A 21,776-nucleotide genomic window follows, 5' to 3' on the forward strand; every position below is an offset into this window, starting at 1 on the left:
GCTGTCCTAGTCGTGGAACTCGTTGAACTTCCCGTTGCTCGCCGTGGCGACCCTCGGTTGGTACCCCAGTTAGGCAAAGGGGTTCTGGGCCATTCCCTGTCCAAAAAAAGAAAGGGCGATCAGGAATAAAAACAGCTTCTTCATGGGTCTATTCATTGGCTTTTAACGTGGATATGTCTTTGTTTTCGTATTTGTTCCAAACTCTCAATCTCTCCCTCAAGCATGGTATTCACCATTTGTTGTAAAATCTCACTAAAGGGGCTCTCTTTGCCCAGCAAGCCCTTCTTGCTGTATAACCGCTCTTTTAGACGGTCACTCATCTTTGGATCATTTAATAAATCCTCAATTGTCTTTTTCTTGTTCATCTTGTGTAAAGTTAGCAGACACACTTAAATGAACAGTCTCCGTAATCTTTGTAAGAAACTATTGTTACGGTAGTAAGGACTACTTGCTTCTAACTCTTCTACAAACTTATTTCTTGGTGTACCTTCTTCATTTCTATAAAGTCCATTTCTTATTTCAGCTAGCCTAAGGTCAAGATATGTAGGCATAGAGAAAGTCCACGCCATCTTATTACCTGCCAACATAACAGTGGATTCACTGATATCATCAGAAGTCATAGCTGCATATCTGGCAAATGTATTAAGTAATCTGGTATTCTTTATTGGATTCTTGAATGTACCATCTTTACCAAAATCTGATTGATTTCTAACAGTAAGTCTAGCTTCTGTTATCATACCAGCAATATGCATTAAGATCTGATTAGGTTTTTGTAAATTAGGATTATTATATTGTATGTCTTGAAACAAAGCCATGTAACTATTATTATCAAAATTAGTTACAGGAATACCCATTGCATTCAATAAATTTTCCATTTGAGTCATTACTTCACCCATTTCATTCCAATTAGAAAATTTATTTTTTCTAATAAGGCTTTGTGTACCAGCAATAAGACCCTCTAATTCTTTAATACCTTTATCATTTTTACTATATTGAACTACTCCTGACTTGTCTTTTGTAGAAGTAAACATCATACTTTGTGAAATACTTTCAGACCAAGTGTTTTTAATCTTAGTAGTTTTACTCCCTGTTTCAGCTGGATCAAATATTTTGTAATTATAATTACCAATATCACCTGCTACTTCAGTTGTGCTAAATATAACTCTGGATTTACTAAATGCAGAAGCAAACTGTACTTGTTTCCATTCAGGCATCTGTTTTACCATTTCAGTAACATAAGCAACAGAAACATCAGTTTTGGATTTATGTTCCAGTTTTTCCATCATCTGACTTAATACAGATTCAACTTTACCTGAATCAGATTGTGTAAATATATTTGATAAAGTGTCTTCAAGTTTTCTCCATATCTGATGTGGATCTACAAAACCAGGTAAAGTATCATCTTCATCCATCTGAAGTGATTCTTCTAAACTATCTCTTTTATATTCAATTTCAGCACTTCTGTTACCAGCTTCATCAGTAACTACTTCAAATCTTGCTAAATCAGGAATAAAAGATAACATCAATTTAACATTTGCAGTAGCATTGTCTTTACTGTTTTTAAGAAAACTTTCAACTCTTACTACATCATTGGACTGTCTGATATCAGTTTCTTCTTCCTCATTAAGAAATTCATTACCTTCTTCTTCAACTACATTCTGAAGTTCATCACTATCCATTAAAGACAATTGTCTGTCTTTTAATATTTTGATAGCTCTTTCTTTTAACCATGAAAGATCAGCTTCAGTAGCACCGACTTCAATAAGACTTTCTCTGAGAGCATTAACAACTTCAGTAACAGGAATAGACATATCATTTTCAAAATCAACATCTATCATTCTACCATCCCATCCACCAACAGCACTGAATACAACATTTTCAACAAGTTTCTGTCTTGCTTTATTATCCAAAAAAGCTAAAGGTTTACCTGCTACAAACTGTCTTGATCCATCATGGTTGATAAAATATAACTCACCATTTGGCATTTCTTTTAGATCAGGTTCAAATTGTTCAGTAAACCTACTTCTATCAACTTTACCAAAATCACCTATCTCCTGTAAATGCATCCAGTTAGGTTCTCTGTTACCATGAAACTTATTAAGAAATTCAGGTTCAGTCATTTTAAGATAAATGTCATTGGCTTTGGCTATACCATTTTTATCCTGACCAAAATAATCAAGTAACTTCTTATGTGTAATAGAAGGTTTCTTATCAAATGTAGTATGAATGATGTGTTCAAAGTTTATCATTTAATGTCTTTAAATAATCTAGTTTTATGATAGAATATTTTAAATCAAACATTTCTAAACCTTCTAGGTACACAAGTCTCGTGGCATTTGGTGATTTGGTAAAATGCGCCACGTGCTTCTTCTTCCCGCCTGGTGAGGGTGTTGGCCTCGCTAAACCAAAAGCATTTTTGGATATAGCAAGACTTGGCTTCAAACTCCTCCGATAATTTTTTGATGATTTTTTCCTCAGAAAAATGCTCCCAAACCAGCTCGGTGATGCGCTGATCGATTTCTACAGGTGGCCTAAAGCTATTCCACTCAGCTGCCATGATTTTTCTGGCTTCTAACTTTTCCTCTTCGCTGAATTCTTCCATTTCCATTAGTCTTCCAAAGTAATATATTGGGTTGTAAAATCAATTTAAAAAAAATATTGGAAATCCTTCGTTTTCTTTGCGTTTGCGCTCTTGCATAAAAAATTCTTCTCTACTTATGCTCATTCCCCTACTCCAAGCTGTACCACTCCACTTCCAATGGCATCCTTCTACCTCGGGCTTCGGGAGCAAAGTGGGTTGATAAGTAATCGACTATAGGTTCTTCATAAGGACCCAAGTCCCAAAACCCCTGTGTGTCCTGCATCCATTGGATTACCTGAATCCAGCCTTCCCGGGTAAACCTGTTTTGTGTCACTAGCTTGGCTGAGTGACAATTGGTGCAGTTGGTCAATACCAGTTGCAAGCCTTCACCTTGTACCAAGCCAACTTCCTCTATGCGTTCTGCAGTCCATTCATCTTCATCGACAGGAGCCACTTCTGCTGTGGTTTCTTTTTTCGTTTTTGAGAACCATCTGGAGAGTGTTTCCGGTTGATATTGTACCAGAAGCACAAAACTGATGGCAGCCACAACCATCACAACCATCAAAAGTCCTAAAGCTGAAATCGCTGTAATTAATTTTCTGATATCCTGCTCTCTCATTTTAGCTTACTTTCACGGCAATTCTATGGCAGGCATTGTTGAGGTAGCCCTTAGGGTTCCATCCAGGGACCACCATGGGTTGGCTACGTCCTTTATTGTCTGTAGCCATGGCCCATACTTCATAATATCCTTTTTTCGGAAACTTAATCTGAGCCTGAAAATGCTGCCAAGCAAATCTATTGACAGGTTTTTCAAGTCTACAGGATTGCCAGGTGCTTCCAAAATCGATCGAATAAGCAACCTGATTTACCTCTTCTTCACCTGCCCAGGCATGTCCACGAATTTCAAGGTTTCTTCCTAAGGGAAACTCAGCTCCTGATTTGGGAAAAGTGATGATAGACTTCACGGGCATTGATTCTATAATACGCATATTTTCATCAGGTGTCCTTTCTCCTGGCTCTACAGGTTCTATGGGAACTCTATATGAGGGAGATTCCATTTTTGAGCCATCATGGGTTTTGTTTCTCACCGACAATGCTTTCAACCACTTGCCAGAAACGGAAGCTGGATAGCCTCCCGCCACCAATCTCAAGGGATATCCATGCGCCAAGGGAATATCCTTACCGTTCATTTGAAAAGCAACCAAAGTTTCTTCTTGCATGGCTTTAGCAATGGGGATACCTCTTGAGATGGATTCTTTACCAGGATCTCCGCTTAGGTGGGAATCTGCACCGTGATAGCCTATGTACACCGCATCTTTTTTTATTCCTACATCGTCCAATAGGTCTTTAAGTCTTATTCCTGTCCATTGCGCGCATGAAACTGCACCCTGCCCCCATTGATTGCCTTCAGCAGGAGGGTAAAATTCACCTCTACCATTGCCGCCACATTCTAGGGTGAGCTGATAAGTATGGGTTTTGAACTTGGACTTCAACTCGTCAAGTGTATAGCTTTTTTCCTGATTGACGGATTCTCCCCTAATGGTCAATGTCCAGGAGGAAGTCTCGATTTTTTCCGGAATAAGCCCGTTGTTTCTGACAAACATTTTTTCAGCAGGCGTCACTTTTTCATCAAGTAGATGTATGGGGGTTTCCACATTCCAAGGCCTGTCATTGAGAACTTTCAAAGCAGGGTCCTTACCCATAGACTTGAGGCTGTCCTGCTCTTCCAAAAATACAGGGACATATCCCTTGGGCATATTTCCAGCAAAAACGATCTCGGCACCTAATGCTGATGCCAGGGATGCCATACTGATTTTTTTTATAAATGCTCTTCTTTCCTTTTTCACGGATGGTACGATTGAATATTGAAAATTAAGGTTTAGGATGCCTTTATCCAAGGAGCTGGTGGAATTGCTGGCTTTCTGACTCATTAATTTTTTTAAAAAAACAAAATAGACAGGTACATGTTAAATGATTACTAAACCATAAAAATTTTAAACCATGTCAGAATCAAAAGAAAATATTCAATCTTGGCCGGATTTGGCCATTGGTCTTTATGAAAAACTTACAGGAAAAGGAGCAGTAATTTCCTATGAGTTTGAAGATTTTAACTTAGGGGTTCCCAGAGAAGTTGGATCCAGTGATGTGACCACTTGGAAAATCAACGGGAAACTCAAAATTTCAACATCCGAAAAATAAATGGTATGTATCCTGTACAATTGATCTCGGATTTGCATATAGAAGGAGAAAACTTTCAGATTGATGTTTTGAGCAACGAAAGTGAAATTGCTGTTGCCATTAGTGGTGCCAGTATCCCAAAAATAGGATTGCCTTTGCGTCAATTAATTTCAATCGCGAGAAAACAACCTTTCTCCACTGAACAGGTGATATCAATTGTTTACAATCAAAAAGAGATTTACCATTCCGGTAAATCTCTTTTATCCAGATTTAATTATTTTTTTCTTTTCAGGACTTTATTTAAAAATATGTTTTAAACTAAATTAAGTCCCAAAGTATTCATTCAACTCATTTACCATCAGCTCTTTTTCTTTGATATCCTTGATCACAACACCTTTTTCAAGCAAGACTATTCTTTCGCAGATTTCTGTGACATGATTCAGGTCATGACTTGAAATCAGAAATGTAATCTGGGATTTTTCTATTTCATTAAGAATCAGTTTTTTCAATCTGTTCTGAGAGCTAGGGTCAAGATTTTCAAAGGGCTCATCCAGCAAGACCACTTCAGGATTTCCCATCAATGCGGCAGCTATTCCGACCTTTTTGAGGTTGCCCTTGGATAAATCCCTTATATATTTCTTTTTACCCAAAATCTCATCATTAAATAGCTCATGAAACCTTTCTAAGTGCAAGCTTAGGTCTGCATCAGACATTCTGTACATTTTACGAAGTGCTTCAAAATATTCATCTGGAGTCAGATAAGACAATAGCATATGCTCGTCGAGGTATGCACCTACTTTCCATTTCCAATCTTCTGATTGACTTACGTCTTCCTCATCTATCGTGACCTTGCCTGATGTGGCCCGAACCAGATCAAGGATGATTCGGAAAAGAGTGGTTTTGCCTGCCCCGTTGTTGCCTACCAGGCCAAAACATTCTGCTTTGGGAATAAAAAGATTCGGTACATCAAGTACCACGACATCTTTATACTGCTTCTTGAGTCCTTCTATAGTAATCATATTTCTTGTCTGAATGAGGATGAAATTTCATATCTGTTATCCAATACACGTTGTACCGAGATTTTGGAAAGTGGTTTGAAGGCAATGATTCCAGCCATGCCCACAATGGCCAATGCAGCCAAGCCTATATATTGATTGAAAATCAGGGCAAATGGTAAATAGACAACGTAAGGCGCGACCAGCATAGGAATGATCATCAGGAATTGGGCAATACCCACTCCCTCGTAATTGAACATCGCGCCTTTGTTGAGGTCCATAGGTTTAGGTTTCCAAAGAGATAAATATATCACCAGATGTATGACCAGCCCCATATTGAAAAGGAAAGTAGCTAAATGGATCAATAGAATGTCCCACCCAAAATAAACATAAGGTATAGAAGCAAGTAAGCAAAGAATAGAAACCACTATAAAAAGAAGATATTTGCCTTTGATCAAAGCTTCCACTCCCTCTCTTTTTTGGAGGAAAAAATCAAAGTTGGCAGAATTCCAGCTCAGGAAAAGTTGTCCGTATTGGAGCATAAAAATCCCTGTGATAAATGAACCTACAAAGACAAATAAATGACTGAATCCTTCATCTGCTTTGTATTGAGGATTGTTATAAAATATCAAACCATAAAGAAGAAAGAAACCTGCAAGCATCAGGTAAGTCCTGGATTTTTTATGTCTTATGATCAGCTTCCATTCCAAGTTTGCAAACTCTCCAGCCAAACCAAATCTTGACAAAAATCCAAGGTCTTGATTTGCAAAACGTATGTTTTCTTCCTGTGATAAATCTTCCAGGTAAGCATTATTACTGTAGTAAATAAATGCCAATTGATAAAGCCCACCAAAAACGCCTAAAAGGACAAGTACCGGGATAGGAGAAGTCAAACACCAGTCGAACAAAGGTTTGATGATTTCCCCGAGGTTGTACCATCCGAAATAGTTTGATCCTGCACCAAGCAGCAAGACTAAAAACACTATTCCTATTCCGGTCAGGCTATCTTCGAATTTTTGTTTAAACCAAAGCATCAGCCAATGCAAAGACCAGCTGGTCAATACTACAGCCGCAATCCAGGAAATGGCTGCAGTATCTCCAAACCTTGGGAGAATTTCCCGATAAGCAAAAGGGCCAAAAAGCAATGGAGCGATCAAAGTCAAAGGCGAAATAAAGCTTCTTCCGAGTAGAAAGTGTATGATTTTACTTTTCTTGATGGGAAGGTGTAAAAAGCGCTCCAGCTCCATTACGGGCAGTTGCTGGGTAAAATACCGGTACATAAACTCGAAAAGAAAGAAATAAATCAGTCCAGAACTCAATGTGGTATAAGCGTCTGCATTTTCAACTACCTTCTCCAATACATCTTTAAGTACTATTCCCAGTAAAAGCACATAGGCTAAGAGTACCACGGCCATAAATGCTAAAAATATCGCTACTAAAGCAGACTTTGCAAAGGAAGTCGAGCGCATGCTTTTGAGCAGTTCTAATTTGATAAGTTGCAAAACCATAAGGGCAGAATTAAAAGTTGCTCGTAATTTAATGTAATTTTAAATTGGTTTTTTAACAAAACTAAAAAAAGCTTAAATACCAAGTTAATTATTTTGAACAAATGAAGGATTTGATACAGGAAAGAGAATTTTCAGATATAGTCGAAGAAAGAAGGTCCGTGCGGGTTTTTGATCAAAGAGAAAACTTCAATCATCAGGTAATACAGGAATGTCTGGAGTTGGCAACTTTAGCTCCCAATAGCTCCAATTTGCAACTTTGGGAATTTTACAGGGTGCCAGAATCCTCTAAGCTAAAAAAGGCCCTGGCAGAGATATGTATGAGGCAGAGTGCGGCCAGAACAGCGAGGGAATTGGTCGTGATCGTAGCCCGCAGGGATAATTGGAAGGAAAGAGCCCGGGCCAATTACGAACAGGTTAAGAAAAATTACAATGGAATAAACCCAAAGAAAGAGAAGCAAGTGCTTTCCTATTATGGGAAGCTGATACCGAGGTTATATTCCAAATATCCTTTTTGGTCTCTGACCAAGCGTTTGATTGCTTGGTTGGTAGGACTGAAAAGACCTATGGTTAGAGAAGTGTCCGAAACAGATGTAAGAATTTCAGTCCATAAAAGCGTAGCACTAGCGGCCATGACCTTTATGTATGCCATGAAATCCAAAGGGTACGACACCTGTCCTTTGGAGGGTTTTGACTCTAAAAGGGTGAAGAAACTACTGGATCTACCGAAATCAGCTGAAATATCCATGGTCATCGCTTGCGGAAAAGGGCTCCCCGAAGGAATCTACGGAGAGAGATTCAGGGTTCCCAGTGAGGAAGTGATTTTTGAGAAATGAATGTTGGATATATGCTTCGCGATATAAAGTTGATATATGCCTACGGCGAAATAAATTCCCAACATCAAATCTCTTTTCAGGTTTAAAATTAAGTCGGCCTCACCTTGTCATTTCGAACTTAGTGAGAAATCTTAGATTATAAATTTCAGATTGAGTTAAATGTTGAGTTTAAGGAATAGTGTATCGATCTAAGTTTATCTCCTTCACACCTTGATCACCTTTTCCATCCACCAAAAACCCTACTTTTAACTTTTTAACCATTAACTTTTAACTAATTTCAATACGCTTTCTGAGCAATTGACGAAGAATAACATTTGGCCAATTGACTATTAACAACCCATGGAAGCGGTGCGAGTTGATGCCCACAGCGGTGTAAAACAACCAAAGGTTCCAATTGGGGCCTTAAAAAAAATTAGCCGCTGATCTTGCTGATTTTGCTGATTTTCGCATATTAGCTTCGCTTATATGGACGATGAAGCCTAGTGCACAATTACACAGTTCATCAATTCTTTGATTTATCAATAGCCAGGATGATTACATTTTTTTCGTAGATTTACGACTTTTTCGTAGTTATATTAAAAAATTAGTATTATGTTTGGATTATGGAACCATTAACACACAATGAAGAGCAATTGATGCAGGTCTTTTGGAGCTTGGAAAAGGGATTTGTCAGAGATATTCTCAATGAACTCCCCGAACCAAAGCCTCCCTACACAACCTTGGCATCCAATATCAAGCAACTCGAAAAGAAAGGATATCTGGACCATAAGACCTATGGCAACATCCATGAATACTTCCCCATCATTTCACAGGAGCAATACAGAAGCAAAAGCTTCAATAGTCTCCTAAAAAACTACTTTGATGGATCGATCAAAAACGTGCTTTCTTTTATGGTGAAAGAAAAAGGTGTTTCCGAAAAGGAAATTGAGGAACTGAAAAAGTTAATTGAAGAAAATGAAAACAAGGATATGCCATGAATCAGCTGTTCAATTATCTCTGGGAAGCCAGTTTAGCCTTGGCTCTTTTGTACGGATTTTATAGGCTCTTTTTAAGGAAATTGACCTTTTTCAGTTGGAATAGGGCATACCTGATTTCTTCAGTTATATTCGCTATGATACTTCCCTTTTTAAGTTTTAAAGTTGGAGCTTCAAGTGGAACTTTACCTGGTGTTTTTTCATATAGTTTACCTGAGTTTCAGTTTCTGGAAAGCGAAAATCAAAGTAGTACCTGGACGGTATTAGGGATTCTTTTCTGGGTGTACATCACAGGTGTAATTTGGCAGATAAGCATGTTGCTGTATGGGTTGGGGCTGACTGCTAAAAGAATTGTCCAATCAGAAAAGTATCATAAGGATGGATATTGTATCGTTGTCAATCCAGATCTACAGCCATCTTCTTTTTTCCACTACATATTCCTGCCCCATTACGATGAAAATGACCCAGACCAAAAACCGATTCTCCTTCATGAATCTGTTCATGTCAAAAAAGGGCATACCATGGATCTACTGTTATTGCATCTCAGCAAGTCCTTCCTTTGGTTTCACCCGGTATGGATATTTTTGGAAGCAAGTCTAAGAGAAGTGCATGAGTATGAAGCAGACCAAGAAGTAACCACTGCCTATTCGAAAACTGATTATGCCAAATTGCTTTTGGGACTTTTGATAACCGAAAGCAACAACGAGCTGGTCAATAATTTTAACCATTTTCAAACCAAAAAACGAATCAAAATGATGATGAAAAACGAAAAACCAAAAGCCATCAAAAAAGCCCTTTTTCTATTGGCCTTCCCATTGATGGCAGCTATGCTTGTGGTATTTGCCTGCGATACCGGCAAAGAGGAAGATTTTGCTGAGACTTTGGACATTCCTTTAGACGTTGACACCCTGTCTTCCAGTGGAGATGAAATTTTCGATGTAGTAGAAGATTCTCCGGAATTCGAAGGGGGAATGGAGGCCTGGAATGAATTCCTGGGCTCGACTTTGCATTACCCGGATAAAGCCAAAGAGATGGGCATTGAGGGCACAGTTTACGTGGTGTTTGAAATTCAGAATGATGGAAGGGTAACCAACCCGGAAATTCTCAGAGGAATAGGTGGGGGCTGTGACGAGGAAGCACTCAGGGTTATCCGTCAATCTCCTGACTGGATTCCAGGAAAGCAAAGGGGAAAAGAAGTAGCTGTCAGGATGAGATTGCCGATCAGGTTTAAGTTAAGTTGATACCCATTGCTAATTGATGGACCAATTGAGGCAGGGCGTATTGCCCTGTTTTTTTTGATGCTTCAATCCTGGGTAAAATATTAAACCAAAAGTGTTGCGTTTAATTATTATTCACCTGAATTACTTTTTCTACTGGTTGCCAAATTATTTAAGAACGGCCCTTTTGATATATTTTTCATCATGTTGGAGCAGACTTCCTTCAAAGAAGTAAAGTGTGTCATTCACTACACCCACAAGCATTCCTATGTCTAAAAGATTCATTGGGTTTGAGGTTTCTGACCATTTTTTCTTTTTCTGGTCATATAAAAGTAGATGGCAAAAAGTTGCATAATCAGGGCCAATTTCTCCATTGTTCATCCAAGTTTCGAAAAGGAACAAATCATTAGACCAATATACAGAGGTGAAATAATCGTTATTGGGAAGACGGATTTTTTCTTCGTCTACAGAATTAAATAAGTCATCATAACCAACTACTTTTTCTGCCCCTACTAAAGAATAATCAAAGTATCTGCTTTGAGGCAAGGTCAAAGAATCCAAAAATTCTCCTGAATCTGAGTAAATGCTTATTGTCTTTGAATGGGGAAAGGAAAACAGTACTTGATCTGAGTTGCTTCCCATTGACAGATAATTTGACGGGGTTAAAGAAACCTCAACAGACTTATAAACATCAGGATATTCCATGAAAGAAAGGCTCTTTGCCTTACCGTCCATTCCAAAAGTGTAGACTAAACTTCCACTTTTCTTGTAGAAGTCAGGGTGGAGAACATCATATGCAGAGGATGTCAGTTCAACCAAAAAGCTATTTTTTGTTTTCTTGAAATTTGCGCCTAATAATTTGATTTTTTTCCCATCAGGTAAACTTAGTTTAATTTTTTCCAAAAACTCTTGTTTTTCAACATCAAAACTTAAAACTGATTCACTTTTGCCATCAAGAATATAGACTACAGGATACTCAGATGCGTCAAAATAGGATGGCGAAAAGGCTCCAATTGGATAATCTCCTGAAGCAATTCTTTTACGCTGCGTACCAGAAATATGGTAAAATCCAACAGATGGTGATTTATAAGAAGATACACCAATTATACTATCTCCAATCAATTTAACTTGAAATTGCCCATTCATGAAAAAGTCAGGCTCTTCCACCAATACTGAATCTATAACTGTAAGATCTACTAAATTAGGTAGGGTATCTTTATCAATAGGTTGATTACAGGAAATTATTGATAAAAACACCACTACCCATAAACAGCGCTGTATCATATTAATTAATGATGATCATAACAAAACTCCCCATTCCCAGCGGTATTATCACAATGCCAATACAAACATCCAATCGCGTAACAATCCCATACATCACACCCATAAGGATCCTGAGCCACCATTTCACAATGCGCTTCTGCAGACTGTAACACAGCCAAGCTGGCAAATGCCATGCTTAATACGGACAAAATTAATAACATTTATATGAAAGGCTAACTCTAAATGTAGGGGATTGGGTATTTTGCCTTTCTGAAAAAGTAATCAACCTGAACTATGAAGAACAATACCCAAAGAAGAACATTTATCCGAAATCTTGGTCTACTTGGAATAGGCGCCTATGTCAGCCCAATTTTGCTGCAGAGTTGCGGAGGCGCAAACCAAAAAAGCGAAGAAACTGTATCAGAAACATCCAAAGACATGTTTTTCAAAATCTCATTGGCCCAATGGTCGCTGCACAAGATGCTTTTTGCAGGAGAGCTGGACAACCTGGACTTTGCGAAGTTTACCAAAGACACTTTTGATATCAATGCCTTAGAGTATGTGAATGCTTTTTTTAAGGACAAAGCCAAAGACAGGAACTATCTTGGAGAGATGAAAAAAAGGGTAAATGACCTTGGTATGGAGTCCGTATTGATCATGGTGGATGGGGAAGGGTTTTTGGGGGATTTGGACCAAAAAGCCAGAATGAAATCTGTAGACGACCACAAAAAATGGATAGAAGCTGCCAAGTTTCTGGGATGTCATTCTATCAGGGTCAATGCTTTTGGGAGGGGAACCGCTGAAGAAGTGGGGGCCGCGGCCACAGATGGTCTGCGCAACCTATCCGAATTTGCCAAGCCCCACGGAATAAATGTAATAGTGGAAAATCATGGCAGCTATTCCTCCAATGGTCAATGGCTTACCCAAGTCATTCAAAATACCGGCATGGACAATTGCGGCACTTTACCTGATTTCGGCAACTTCTGTGTCAAGCGCTCCGGAGAGACCGAGTGGGAAGGGGAATGTGTGGAAGAATACGACCGCTATCAGGGTGTGGCAGAGATGATGCCTTTTGCCAAAGGGGTCAGTGCCAAAGCCAATAACTTTGATGCAGAAGGCAATTGCGTGGAAACAGATTTTTACAAAATGATGCAGATTGTCAAGAATGCTGGATACACGGGCTATGTAGGTATAGAATATGAAGGAAACGATCTATCAGAAGTAGAAGGGATCAAGGCAACCAAGGCATTGCTGGAAAGAGTTGGAATGGAGATTTCTTGATTTTTTCATGCCACGATGACAAGAAGGCACTAAGAATAACACAAATTACTTTGTGAACCTTGGTGCCTTTCTGTTTTTGTGGCCTTCGGCGGTTTTCCTATTCACTCAGTCACTCTGCGATTTTAAAATTAGGCATTTACAGATAATCAAATGACAAAAGGTTTCACGCAGCGGGCGCAGCGAGGTCGCCGCGATCGCCGCGAGAAATAGCTATTTGTCATTGGCAGCCAAATTACCACTTTTCCAACCCCAACAACTTTTTCCCTAATGCTGACAATTCAGCTCTCTCATACTTGGTCTGCTCCCAATTGCGGGGATCTCCGGGAAAGGCATAACCTGTAGGAGCTACCCGGTTTTCCCAGGAGTTGATCCGCCATTGTCGCAGCTCCTCATTTTCCTCCTCGGCAGGCATCATAGATATATACTGCGCAATCCTTACCTGTTCAGACCTGTTGGCCCGGATGCCATGGGGCAGCAGGCTGTTGAAGATCAACAGGTCACCTGCTTCCAACTTGACTTTGACTATGTCATTTTCAAATTGGCTGATATCTGGCATAAACCTGTTTCTGTCCTGTGGCTGTGTTAATTTCCAAATGTCATAAGTCCGGTACAGTTCGGGAATACACTGAAAACCACCCATATTCTCATCCTTCTGATCAGCAAGGGCAAGCACGCCTTGCACATTTTGAGGCTTGGTTTCCGGGTCATAGTCCCAATGAATAAAGGCCTTGTATTCATGTCCGGGACGAATGGGAAAATTCAGGTTAGCCCTATCAATGGTCACCCAAAGCTTCTCTGTCCCCCAAATATCCGTAAAGGCCTCGTAGACTTTGGGTGCCTGTCTGTTGTTCCAAAGTTGCTGGTGATTGTACACTTCTACCATTCCTGTACCCACCAGCTCTTTCATCTCCATTTCATTGTAAGGGTTTTTGTACCAGGTTTCAGGGGCATTAGGATCCTTATCCTCAAACTCCCATAAAAATGACGCGGTCCGGGAAGCCTGCTCTTTAGGAACGGCATTTTTTACCACCACATAGCCATTGTGTACCCAAAAATCCCAGTCTTCCTCAGAGAGTACTTTCAAGGGTTTCCCGCTGGAACGGTCATTAAGTTTGACTTTACTGCTTGCAGCCGTGGAGGGATTGCCGGGCTTGTCAACATGGTAAGGGTTAGGGTTTTTGTTCATGGCTGTCTTGGGTTTCCGGAAATTAAGATATTAAAAATCAATAGAATATAAAAGGGCAGGAGGTATCACGATGATTAGGGTTTCTCAGGTCGGAAGGATAATTGTTTCACGCAGAGACGCAAGGGCGCAAAGAAAAATCGCCCGCAGATCTCGGTGATTCCCGCAGATGAAGTACAGTTTCCACCGCGCTTTAGCCGGTGGTGAGAGCTTGAAATCAGACTCAACCGACTTTAGTCGAAAAAATAAGTTAAATGTTTTAAGATTTGAAGAAAGTGATATTGAAAGGCTTGAAGCTTTGGTAGGCGACCAATTTGTCATGGACCGAAGTTTAAGGGAGGGGTTTAATTTAGATAGAAATAGATTTGGTGAAGCAAGCATGAAATTACGTGTCAGGATAAGAAAAAAACTAGATTCCGAAGCAATCGCATGTTCTACCCTAGGCATAAGACTCCCAGCTGTATTCGTGATTCATGCTGAGAGAATAGATTAGTCCTGATACCGTCACGCCATTTAGGCCTCTTACCTCACCTTCCCTTTCCAAAAAGCCCGCAAAGCAGGTAACTTGACAGGTCGTTTGGACATGGTAAGCAATCCTACCGTGATGACAACGAAAAAGGTCCCCAGCCAATCCATTGCGGTAAATGTCACCCCCAGCCATGCAACCGCCACTAAGGCTGCTGACAAGGGCTCAACAGAACAAAGCAGACTGGCTGTCTGTGCCCCAATACTATTCAAAGAAGCCAGAAAGATGGAAAAAGGAATGACCGTACCCAAAAGAATGATATAGGCAAATGCCAAAAAAGTACCCACATCCCATGTCCCGGATAAATACCATGGATTGCTGGCCAGTAAATAGATTAATCCTCCGATAAACATCCCCCACCCTGTTACCGTGGGTGCAGAAAACCTCCTGAGCAATTGCACAGGTTGTATAGTGTAAACAGCCAAAGATATCGCCGAAAGCAATCCCCACAACAGGGCCCCTTCCGAAATCACCAAAGCTTCAAAGCTTCCATGAGTTACCAGAAGAAAAGTACCGGTCAGGGCCAGAGCCAAAGCGATATATTCATTCGGTTTGGGAAGCCGTCTTAATTTGACCGCATAAAACCCAACTACGAAAACCGGCCCTACATACTGTAAAACTGTTGCCGTCGCGGCATTGGAAAGACTGATACTGTAGAAATAGGTAAATTGTACAGCGACCATTCCAAAAGTGCTGAAAATCAAAATTTCCCATATATCTCTTTTTTTGCCCCATATCAGCCTGGCATCGGAATTTTTTCTGAAAATGGCAAATGCCAATAAAAGCGAGCCGGCAATTACCATCCTCCAGCACACCAACCAGGAAGGAGAAACCCCCTTTTCTTCAAACAAATATTGTGCACAGGTACCTGATACCCCCCACATAACAGCTGCCGACAAGGCCATTATATACCCAAGTGCAGAGGGATTATTTTGATTTTGCATCATACGTTTTGCAAAGAAAAGCAAAAAAACTTCAAAGTTGCGAGGTCCTACAACTTGGGACAGGGTCACGTTGTCCGACGGTTGCGCGGTCGGACCTCTTGTATAGTCGCATTTTGCGACGGATTCTTAAACCAAGCTACAGGACTATTAACCAAAAATGTTAAAAGGTAAATTTCAATTTATCTGCCTAGCTTCCACCATGCACCACCATGCCTCTTTTATCTTTCCACCCTTATCTGTCTTCTGATCAAACCTTCTTTGTAGCGAATATGGAGGTAATAGAAACCGTTTTTGAACTTCCGGGTTTCCAGACTTATCTTTTCACTGATACCGGATTGACTGAACAATATTTTACCACGCTGATCATAAAACTGGACATCAAAACCAGGGTCGTCTCCTGCTGTGCGTTTTACCTGTGGGTTCCAATGTACCTGCAGCTCCTCATCCGCCGGATTGGGGAAAGTTAAAAAACAAAGTTCACATCCCCCTCCAGCGCAGGACGGCTCAGTATACATACTGACAGGTTTCCAATCACTCCAGGAACAGCCATTGTGAATCCTTACAGATACTCCGGCATCGTACACCAGAGGATAGGGTGGTGATGGAATGTAATTATTAAAATGTATCCAGAAATACCCGTGGTTCACTTCTGTATAGTGGCCGTTGACTACCTGTACTTCATATTGGTACCAAGGTTCATTGGGGCCTGGGTGGAAACCAAAGGTCTGATTGGGGCAGACATAAGGAGAAGATTCAAAAGGTTCCAGACTGATGGCTGAGGTAGGGATGGGACCCGTGGCTGTAACGAAAGTCTTCTGTACCTCCACATCTCCGCAATCGGTAGAGATGGTGGCTGTAAGCGTAACCTGTCCATTTCCCTGTGGTGTAAGGTTTACGCTGTTGCCGCTTCCTGAAATACCCGCCATTCCTGCCGGACTTGCCGACCAACTGACCGTACTTCCAGCAAGGGTATTCTGGAGGGTAAAGGTATTAGTGGAGCAGAGGAAGTCGGGGCCGGAGATAGCGGTGTAACCCTTACCATCCATCGTTGAAGGAGCTGTGCCACCACCGGGATGAAGCCAATGATCCAGTCTTCGGCGCACATCTGCATGGTTACTACCAGTCCATGATACATCGAATTTTCCATAGGAAACCACTTCCAACTCCGGAGCTGTATTGCATAATTCAGCAGGACAATTCCCTGGACCCCATAACTGACCGATCACCCTGCTGTCCGAATTGATCAAGGGTGAACCAGAAGAACCTGGTTCGGGGATGGAATGGCCATTTTGTGTGGCATCAAACCCTGTCTGCCAAAAAAGATGATTGACTCCTCCAAGACAAGTAGAATTGGTCGGTGTTCCACTATAGGTTGATATTTTCTTTAAATCACCTCTTGGATGATGAATGCCCACTCCCCCAGTTCCCGCATTGCCAGACCTGTCCCATCCCAAAAAATATGGGTTTACGCCAGTTTTATCCCTGGGATGCTCTATCAACTCCAATAAAGCAAAATCGGTTTGATGATTGTTGGCCACAACCACTGCTCCACTTGTCGCCAGAATAGGCGGCTGAGTACTGGGATTGGCACATTCCGGGCTCTCATAGTGCCAGTAAAAACTCCATTGGAAAAGGTTGGGATTGGTAATTTCATCTGCATCGACTGGACCCAAACAATGATCCGCAGTTAAAAAATAGGCACGGTCATCCATGCAAGAATTAATAATCAGTGATCCTGAACACCACCGTACCCCATTTACCAATATCAAAGCAACAGCATTTTTTTCGTCTTGCCAATCAGCTCCTTCGGGACAGTTGACATTTACCTGGCAGTTCCCTGAGCCCCCGAAACTTTTTGTGCTGTAAGAATTATCAAACATGCCAATATCCCTGTAACCATGCACAATCTTTTCGATTGAAATCACCCCATTTTCCTCTACCCCTTTCGGGATATGATATTCAAGTATGGTGTTTTCCCCAAAGATAAGTGCAGTAGCAAATCAAGCAAGATCCTCCTTTGTGCCTTTATTGTTTTTTGAGGTGAAAGCTCCATGAACCTGCTTTTTGTCCTCACTGTATATGAATAGTTTCCCACCATCTGGAATCCAGAAACTGTCAAACAGCAGGTTAATGGAAAGGGCTTCAGGACTTTGTATTTTAAGCAACCAAACCTTATCGCCATTGGGAAGCTCCACCCATTTACCGGAGTTGTGCAGGTTTAGACCCGCATCAATGGGATACCCGAAACGTGGGGGCAGCCCTTTTTCCTGGTCTTCTCGATCTTCTTTTGCAATTAGCTCCAAGGATGGCCTTGTGGCAATATGGTGATCGGTAGCTCTCACATCAGAATCCAAGGATTCCAATTAAAAACTAGGTGGAATTTCATCAGTGCTGATCTGACTATATCCCCCTATAGAAACCAGAGCCAAGCAAAAATAAAGTAGAACTTTTTTCTTCATGGCATCAATGGTCTAAACAGCATAAATAGTCTTTGCTCATTTTCGGTATAATAAACCTTTAAGCCTTTTGTTTCTACATTCCCCATATCCGCATTCTCAAGGCTACTGGTCATGTAAAAGCCATCGCCTGACTCTAAGGCATAACTTAAAACATAAAACTCCAATAATTCAAATTCATTATTAGAGAAATTATGAAACTTTCTAGACAATAAATTATTAGATGAACGACCTTCTATGGTCCCATCTTCGTGAAACTCCAGCCAAAGCTGCGAATCTGTATCCCTTGGCTCAGCCACCCTGATCCTGTTACTCCCTTCTTCCCCAAAACCAAGAAGCCTCCAACGGGTGCCAATCAGCGAAATGCTGTCTTGTTCAGTAAGTTCCCCTATATCAGATAAGGATAAATAATATTCACCCGTCTCATCCACTTCCAGACAGCCTGCACTAAAGGCTATTATAAAAAATGAAACCAATAAAAGAAGGACTCTTCCAAATTCTCTTTTGTCTACAAATTCCATTTAACTTAAATTTAATCCAGTTCTATTTTAACCTTACTAATGCCATCAAGGTAAAGACGAAAACAAATCCCAACCTGCTACAATTTAAAACCATACATTTAAAAAAACAATTATTAGTTGAAGAATTCCTAAGAAAGTAAGAGTAGACAATTGGGTTCTGAGAATTGGTAAAACATGCTGTATATAAGCGTTTTAATTAATTTAACCTCACGTTGTCTTATGGTCTAAAGTTGTCCGATGGTTCCGCCTTCTGGCTTTTAGTAAAGCCGCATTTCTGATGGTTTCAAGTTGTCCGACGGTTGCGCCGTCGGACTCTTAGTGAAGCCGCATTTTGCGGCGATTATCAATACAAGGAAATATTGACCAAACCCTTGATCCCCGTGTAATCCCTTGCCGAACTGAAAAGGTAATGATGATCTTCTTCTACAATCATCGCCCTAACTGGATTTTGGTGGATGTAAATAAGTTTTTGTTCAAAAAAACTGGCAGAAGATATCTCAACTGGGTGAAATCCATTTTTCCAAAATCTGTAATCTTTTACTTTGGGAGAAATATTCTCTTTATACTTAAGGTGGTTAAGCATCCATTCAGCCCTTGATTCTATGGATTCCTTTTCCAGGCTTTCCAAAACTTTACGTGCAACATGACTTTTAAAATCTCTCAAAATATCGCTCAACCGAAATGGCTCAATCGCTCTGGCAAGAAGGTGTAGATGATTTGTCATCAAGCATCAAAGCGGCTTGTTTTTTTATGATAGGCTTTTCTGAGTTTAGCTGAGGATGGAAATTTGAAAAGTGTGTAGGCGAGAAACCCACAGCTCAATTATTTCGGGACACCGACATAATACAAATCAAAGCCACCCTTTCCTCCCGGTCTGTTGGATGAGAATATCATTAGGTTATTCAAAAACCAATAAGCACTTGATACAACAGGTCTGTATTCGTCAAACTCTGAATTGATGGGATGCCCAAAGTTGATAGGGCTGGACCAGCCATCTGCTGTTTTCTTGGCATAATAGAGATCATAACCACCCATTCCTCCCGGTCTGTCTGAGGCAAACACCAGTTTTTCACCCAATACAAAAGGCATATGGTCATTGGAATTGGTATTGATGGACAGTTTCCTGACTTCTTTGGGCGAGGTATCTGCTAAAAATTCCAGAGGAGTCATCCCAGAAGGTATATCCACTTCATAAATATCAAACTGACCGTCTTTATCTGAGCTGAAAAGCATTTTTTCCGGTATTCCATCTCCGTTTAAATCTCCCTTTATAAATTCTTTACCATAAAAGCAGGGATACATTTCGTTGGCAGATTCGTTCATTATTCTAAAATGAGAAACCTCTCGGGAATCCACCGCACTGACAGGTTTTTCAGTGACCACATGGATCGAATATACTCCGTCGACATCCCTTGAAAAGAACATAGCTAGATTTTCTGGGGCTCCCATAAAACTATAAGGCCCTTTTTGATTGGAGTAAGAAAATGAATTGAATTCCAGATTTTTCAATGTTTTGAATCTGGCAGTTTGAAAATTGGGTGACGGATCACTAGTTCCAACAATTAAAATATCTTCCTTTTGATCCCACGAAAAACTAACATTAAATAATGCTAGCTGGAAACTGTTGTTTGGGCTGGAATTGGGACGATTGGTTGAAAATATCAATTCTGTTTTATGCCCTATCATACCTCCACTTAAATCCGAGTTGATGTCATCATATGGGGAATTCACATCTGATAAACTTACAGGAGTCTCAGGAAAAACACCCTTACTTCTTAAGGCACTATCACATCCTGACAAAACAAGCAATATGATTGTAATTAAAGATAAACCTTTCATCTTATTCCAGTTATCATTTTTAAATCATTGTTGTAACTTGTATTTGATCCATTGGGTTGAAATACTCCCGATCCAAAAAACCCATTGTGGCTGTCATAATTTGGATTATTTATGATATTTGGATTTGTAGTGTTTTGCCCATTCCACCCCCAATTCATGTAGAAATAGGAAAAATGCCATTCCACACAGCTATCAGTATCACAGTTATATGACTTATAATTATGCGTTCTGTAACCATCTGAAGTCCAAATATGCCATTGCAACAAATTGTCCCGGCCATAAAAAATAGCAGGATATCCTTGGGAAATTTCATTCCTAAGAAGTGCGGGATTAAATGTAGATATACTGCCATTGGATTGCATACCCAGTAAAGACAAGGCAGGTCTGATTTCCCAAGGATAGGTCATGCCATTACACCCAAACCAATTAAATTTTGTTTTTGCCAGCACTGCAGCTTGGAGCATAAAGTGAGCCAAATTTTGCTGGCCTTGGGTAGAAGGTGTGCAAGTGGTATTTGAAAATTGAGGCATAGATGAATAAAAAGTCTGGTTTCTTCTGTAGTGCCAAACTGTCTGAGCAATTGCCACTGCACCACAACCAATTGGACTTCTACCACATTCACAGTTCCAAAGACCCGGAGCAAAGTAATTGGATATTCCTGATTGTCCCCAGGAAATCTGATTGCTGTAAAGTGGCCCATTTTGATTTAAAGTGAAATAAGGACTGCACATAAACTGCCCATATTCATACCACTCATAGCAATTGGTATTGGATGCAATATTGCCAGCATCTTCCCAAATTCTTCCCATTGGATCAAAATCCTGTGTGTATTTTTTCCACTCACCATAAACGATTGGATGCACACTTTCAACTCCCTTTAATTCCTCTTCTATTTGCTCCATGGTATTGGCAAACCAGACCTTTAAACCATTCACTTCATTTAAGTCTTCCTTGCTGATGCTCCCTGTGGGTGAAAAAGCCAATACAGGCATAACCCTCGAATCCCCTGATAGAATCATAAAACCGTCTTGGTCATTGACCAAATACACTTCGTAAGATTTGGAATCATCCAACTTGACTTTTTCTAATTCTTTAATTTTCACAGAACTCGGAGCGATTCTGGCAGATATTACACTGGAATCCGTCGAAAAAAAACTTACTGCAGTCTTCATTGCCAGATCTTCTGAAATTGAAAAATCTTTTAGGTCTTCTTCAATGTGTTCTTGTATGATCTCACTTATCTCCATGCCGGTATTACACCCGGCTAACAAAATCACTAACAAAATCCTATTTAAGAAAAAGAAGATTGATTGATTGATTCCATTTTAAAAATATTTTTAAGGTAATTAAATATAAAAAATAGTTTTTAAATATTCCAAATAATTATTGTTTATAATAATATAATTATTAAAATTTTTCTCTGATTTCTCTGAAATAAACTTTGAATAATTAAACTTTATGAATATCCGCCTACATA

Annotated in this window: 23 protein-coding genes and 1 pseudogene; 7 read left to right on the forward strand and 17 right to left on the reverse strand. The window is 40.1% G+C overall.

Features of this window, described 5'->3' with window-relative positions:
• Positions 1-185 precede the first annotated feature (185 nt).
• The 5 genes and pseudogenes from A33Q_RS00640 to A33Q_RS00660 all read right to left on the reverse strand — a co-directional run.
• Positions 186-365 (reverse strand): annotated as a pseudogene (locus A33Q_RS00640) (IS256 family transposase); the annotation flags it as partial.
• Between the two features lie 24 nt (positions 366-389).
• Positions 390-2,249, reverse strand: a complete 1,860-nt coding sequence (locus A33Q_RS00645; protein ID WP_009035659.1) for a hypothetical protein — start codon at positions 2,247-2,249, stop codon at positions 390-392.
• A gap of 44 nt (positions 2,250-2,293) precedes the next feature.
• Positions 2,294-2,602, reverse strand: a complete 309-nt coding sequence (locus tag A33Q_RS00650) for a hypothetical protein (RefSeq protein ID WP_152527359.1) — start codon at positions 2,600-2,602, stop codon at positions 2,294-2,296.
• Between the two features lie 127 nt (positions 2,603-2,729).
• Positions 2,730-3,200 carry a hypothetical protein gene (locus A33Q_RS00655; RefSeq protein ID WP_009035661.1) on the reverse strand — a complete coding sequence of 157 codons (471 nt, stop codon included), beginning with the start codon at positions 3,198-3,200 and terminating at the stop codon, positions 2,730-2,732.
• A 1-nt stretch (position 3,201) separates the two neighbouring features.
• Positions 3,202-4,389, reverse strand: a complete 1,188-nt coding sequence (locus A33Q_RS00660; protein WP_051394795.1) for a sulfite oxidase — start codon at positions 4,387-4,389, stop codon at positions 3,202-3,204.
• Positions 4,390-4,582: 193 nt separating this feature from the next.
• On the opposite strand from A33Q_RS00660, the gene A33Q_RS00665 reads away from it, so the two are divergent.
• On the forward strand, positions 4,583-4,780 hold the full coding sequence (locus A33Q_RS00665) for a hypothetical protein (protein WP_009035663.1): 198 nt from the start codon (positions 4,583-4,585) through the stop codon (positions 4,778-4,780).
• Between the two features lie 5 nt (positions 4,781-4,785).
• On the forward strand, positions 4,786-5,076 hold the full coding sequence (locus tag A33Q_RS00670; RefSeq protein ID WP_009035664.1) for a hypothetical protein: 291 nt from the start codon (positions 4,786-4,788) through the stop codon (positions 5,074-5,076).
• Between the two features lie 6 nt (positions 5,077-5,082).
• On the opposite strand, the gene A33Q_RS00675 is transcribed toward A33Q_RS00670, so the two are convergent.
• Together A33Q_RS00675 and A33Q_RS00680 are read right to left on the reverse strand one after the other, a co-directional pair.
• Positions 5,083-5,778, reverse strand: a complete 696-nt coding sequence (locus A33Q_RS00675; protein WP_009035665.1) for an ABC transporter ATP-binding protein — start codon at positions 5,776-5,778, stop codon at positions 5,083-5,085.
• On the reverse strand, positions 5,775-7,262 hold the full coding sequence (locus A33Q_RS00680) for a DUF5687 family protein (protein ID WP_009035666.1): 1,488 nt from the start codon (positions 7,260-7,262) through the stop codon (positions 5,775-5,777). The genes A33Q_RS00675 and A33Q_RS00680 overlap by 4 nt, the downstream gene beginning before the upstream one ends.
• 101 nt (positions 7,263-7,363) lie before the next feature.
• Between A33Q_RS00680 and A33Q_RS00685 the strand changes: the two genes are divergently transcribed.
• From A33Q_RS00685 to A33Q_RS00695, 3 genes are all read left to right on the forward strand, one after another.
• Positions 7,364-8,095: a nitroreductase family protein gene (locus A33Q_RS00685; protein WP_009035667.1), complete on the forward strand. Its 732-nt coding sequence runs from the start codon at positions 7,364-7,366 to the stop codon at positions 8,093-8,095.
• A 602-nt stretch (positions 8,096-8,697) separates the two neighbouring features.
• Positions 8,698-9,072: a BlaI/MecI/CopY family transcriptional regulator gene (locus A33Q_RS00690; RefSeq protein ID WP_009035668.1), complete on the forward strand. Its 375-nt coding sequence runs from the start codon at positions 8,698-8,700 to the stop codon at positions 9,070-9,072.
• On the forward strand, positions 9,069-10,310 hold the full coding sequence (locus A33Q_RS00695) for a M56 family metallopeptidase (RefSeq protein ID WP_009035669.1): 1,242 nt from the start codon (positions 9,069-9,071) through the stop codon (positions 10,308-10,310). Before A33Q_RS00690 ends, A33Q_RS00695 begins: the two co-directional genes overlap by 4 nt.
• Before the next feature lie 144 nt (positions 10,311-10,454).
• Here the strand turns inward: A33Q_RS00695 and A33Q_RS00700 are convergent, their stop codons facing one another.
• Positions 10,455-11,570, reverse strand: a complete 1,116-nt coding sequence (locus tag A33Q_RS00700) for a hypothetical protein (protein WP_009035670.1) — start codon at positions 11,568-11,570, stop codon at positions 10,455-10,457.
• 5 nt (positions 11,571-11,575) lie between these two features.
• Positions 11,576-11,743 (reverse strand): hypothetical protein, encoded by a 168-nt coding sequence (locus tag A33Q_RS22040; RefSeq protein ID WP_160169327.1) that lies wholly within the window; start codon positions 11,741-11,743, stop codon positions 11,576-11,578.
• A gap of 100 nt (positions 11,744-11,843) precedes the next feature.
• Between A33Q_RS22040 and A33Q_RS00705 the strand changes: the two genes are divergently transcribed.
• A complete protein-coding gene (locus A33Q_RS00705; RefSeq protein WP_009035671.1) occupies positions 11,844-12,830 on the forward strand; it encodes a sugar phosphate isomerase/epimerase family protein in 987 nt (328 codons plus the stop codon).
• Between the two features lie 232 nt (positions 12,831-13,062).
• Here A33Q_RS00705 and A33Q_RS00710 read toward each other — a convergent pair whose 3' ends face one another.
• The gene (locus A33Q_RS00710) at positions 13,063-14,016 is read right to left on the reverse strand and encodes a phytanoyl-CoA dioxygenase family protein (RefSeq protein WP_009035672.1); all 954 of its coding nucleotides are present in this window, start codon (positions 14,014-14,016) and stop codon (positions 13,063-13,065) included.
• A gap of 166 nt (positions 14,017-14,182) precedes the next feature.
• Between A33Q_RS00710 and A33Q_RS00715 the strand changes: the two genes are divergently transcribed.
• Positions 14,183-14,506 carry a hypothetical protein gene (locus tag A33Q_RS00715; protein WP_009035673.1) on the forward strand — a complete coding sequence of 108 codons (324 nt, stop codon included), beginning with the start codon at positions 14,183-14,185 and terminating at the stop codon, positions 14,504-14,506.
• Between the two features lie 29 nt (positions 14,507-14,535).
• Here A33Q_RS00715 and A33Q_RS00720 read toward each other — a convergent pair whose 3' ends face one another.
• The 7 genes from A33Q_RS00720 to A33Q_RS00745 all read right to left on the reverse strand — a co-directional run bounded on the left by A33Q_RS00720 (position 14,536) and on the right by A33Q_RS00745 (position 21,546).
• Positions 14,536-15,486, reverse strand: a complete 951-nt coding sequence (locus A33Q_RS00720) for a DMT family transporter (RefSeq protein ID WP_009035674.1) — start codon at positions 15,484-15,486, stop codon at positions 14,536-14,538.
• 215 nt (positions 15,487-15,701) lie between these two features.
• Complete coding sequence (locus tag A33Q_RS21450; protein ID WP_051394794.1) at positions 15,702-17,408, reverse strand: trypsin-like peptidase domain-containing protein; 1,707 nt, start codon at positions 17,406-17,408, stop codon at positions 15,702-15,704.
• A gap of 75 nt (positions 17,409-17,483) precedes the next feature.
• Positions 17,484-17,846, reverse strand: a complete 363-nt coding sequence (locus tag A33Q_RS21455; protein ID WP_016254441.1) for a hypothetical protein — start codon at positions 17,844-17,846, stop codon at positions 17,484-17,486.
• 92 nt (positions 17,847-17,938) lie between these two features.
• A complete protein-coding gene (locus tag A33Q_RS00730; protein ID WP_009035675.1) occupies positions 17,939-18,460 on the reverse strand; it encodes a hypothetical protein in 522 nt (173 codons plus the stop codon).
• Positions 18,461-18,803: 343 nt separating this feature from the next.
• Entirely contained in the window at positions 18,804-19,184 is a 381-nt protein-coding gene (locus tag A33Q_RS00735) for a hypothetical protein (protein ID WP_009035676.1), read from the reverse strand.
• Between the two features lie 98 nt (positions 19,185-19,282).
• Entirely contained in the window at positions 19,283-20,299 is a 1,017-nt protein-coding gene (locus A33Q_RS00740) for a TolB family protein (RefSeq protein ID WP_009035677.1), read from the reverse strand.
• Entirely contained in the window at positions 20,296-21,546 is a 1,251-nt protein-coding gene (locus A33Q_RS00745) for a Spi family protease inhibitor (protein ID WP_009035678.1), read from the reverse strand. Before A33Q_RS00745 ends, A33Q_RS00740 begins: the two co-directional genes overlap by 4 nt.
• Positions 21,547-21,776: the final 230 nt, after the last annotated feature.

This window comes from Indibacter alkaliphilus LW1 (assembly GCF_000295935.2).
GTDB classification, from domain to species: Bacteria; Bacteroidota; Bacteroidia; order Cytophagales; family Cyclobacteriaceae; genus Indibacter; species Indibacter alkaliphilus.

Bases quoted from the DNA above. Each gene is read 5' to 3' on its own strand.
- A33Q_RS00645 (WP_009035659.1), bottom strand. From the start codon at position 2,249: ATGATAAACTTTGAACACATCATTCATACTACATTTGATAAGAAACCT.
- A33Q_RS00650 (WP_152527359.1), bottom strand. From the start codon at position 2,602: ATGGAAGAATTCAGCGAAGAGGAAAAGTTAGAAGCCAGAAAAATCATG.
- A33Q_RS00655 (WP_009035661.1), bottom strand. From the start codon at position 3,200: ATGAGAGAGCAGGATATCAGAAAATTAATTACAGCGATTTCAGCTTTA.
- A33Q_RS00660 (WP_051394795.1), bottom strand. From the start codon at position 4,389: ATGGCATCCCTGGCATCAGCATTAGGTGCCGAGATCGTTTTTGCTGGA.
- A33Q_RS00665 (WP_009035663.1), top strand. From the start codon at position 4,583: ATGTCAGAATCAAAAGAAAATATTCAATCTTGGCCGGATTTGGCCATT.
- A33Q_RS00670 (WP_009035664.1), top strand. From the start codon at position 4,786: ATGTATCCTGTACAATTGATCTCGGATTTGCATATAGAAGGAGAAAAC.
- A33Q_RS00675 (WP_009035665.1), bottom strand. From the start codon at position 5,778: ATGATTACTATAGAAGGACTCAAGAAGCAGTATAAAGATGTCGTGGTA.
- A33Q_RS00680 (WP_009035666.1), bottom strand. From the start codon at position 7,262: ATGGTTTTGCAACTTATCAAATTAGAACTGCTCAAAAGCATGCGCTCG.
- A33Q_RS00685 (WP_009035667.1), top strand. From the start codon at position 7,364: ATGAAGGATTTGATACAGGAAAGAGAATTTTCAGATATAGTCGAAGAA.
- A33Q_RS00690 (WP_009035668.1), top strand. From the start codon at position 8,698: ATGGAACCATTAACACACAATGAAGAGCAATTGATGCAGGTCTTTTGG.
- A33Q_RS00695 (WP_009035669.1), top strand. From the start codon at position 9,069: ATGAATCAGCTGTTCAATTATCTCTGGGAAGCCAGTTTAGCCTTGGCT.
- A33Q_RS00700 (WP_009035670.1), bottom strand. From the start codon at position 11,570: ATGATACAGCGCTGTTTATGGGTAGTGGTGTTTTTATCAATAATTTCC.
- A33Q_RS22040 (WP_160169327.1), bottom strand. From the start codon at position 11,743: ATGGCATTTGCCAGCTTGGCTGTGTTACAGTCTGCAGAAGCGCATTGT.
- A33Q_RS00705 (WP_009035671.1), top strand. From the start codon at position 11,844: ATGAAGAACAATACCCAAAGAAGAACATTTATCCGAAATCTTGGTCTA.
- A33Q_RS00710 (WP_009035672.1), bottom strand. From the start codon at position 14,016: ATGAACAAAAACCCTAACCCTTACCATGTTGACAAGCCCGGCAATCCC.
- A33Q_RS00715 (WP_009035673.1), top strand. From the start codon at position 14,183: ATGAAGTACAGTTTCCACCGCGCTTTAGCCGGTGGTGAGAGCTTGAAA.
- A33Q_RS00720 (WP_009035674.1), bottom strand. From the start codon at position 15,486: ATGATGCAAAATCAAAATAATCCCTCTGCACTTGGGTATATAATGGCC.
- A33Q_RS00730 (WP_009035675.1), bottom strand. From the start codon at position 18,460: ATGGAATTTGTAGACAAAAGAGAATTTGGAAGAGTCCTTCTTTTATTG.
- A33Q_RS00735 (WP_009035676.1), bottom strand. From the start codon at position 19,184: ATGACAAATCATCTACACCTTCTTGCCAGAGCGATTGAGCCATTTCGG.
- A33Q_RS00740 (WP_009035677.1), bottom strand. From the start codon at position 20,299: ATGAAAGGTTTATCTTTAATTACAATCATATTGCTTGTTTTGTCAGGA.
- A33Q_RS00745 (WP_009035678.1), bottom strand. From the start codon at position 21,546: ATGGAGATAAGTGAGATCATACAAGAACACATTGAAGAAGACCTAAAA.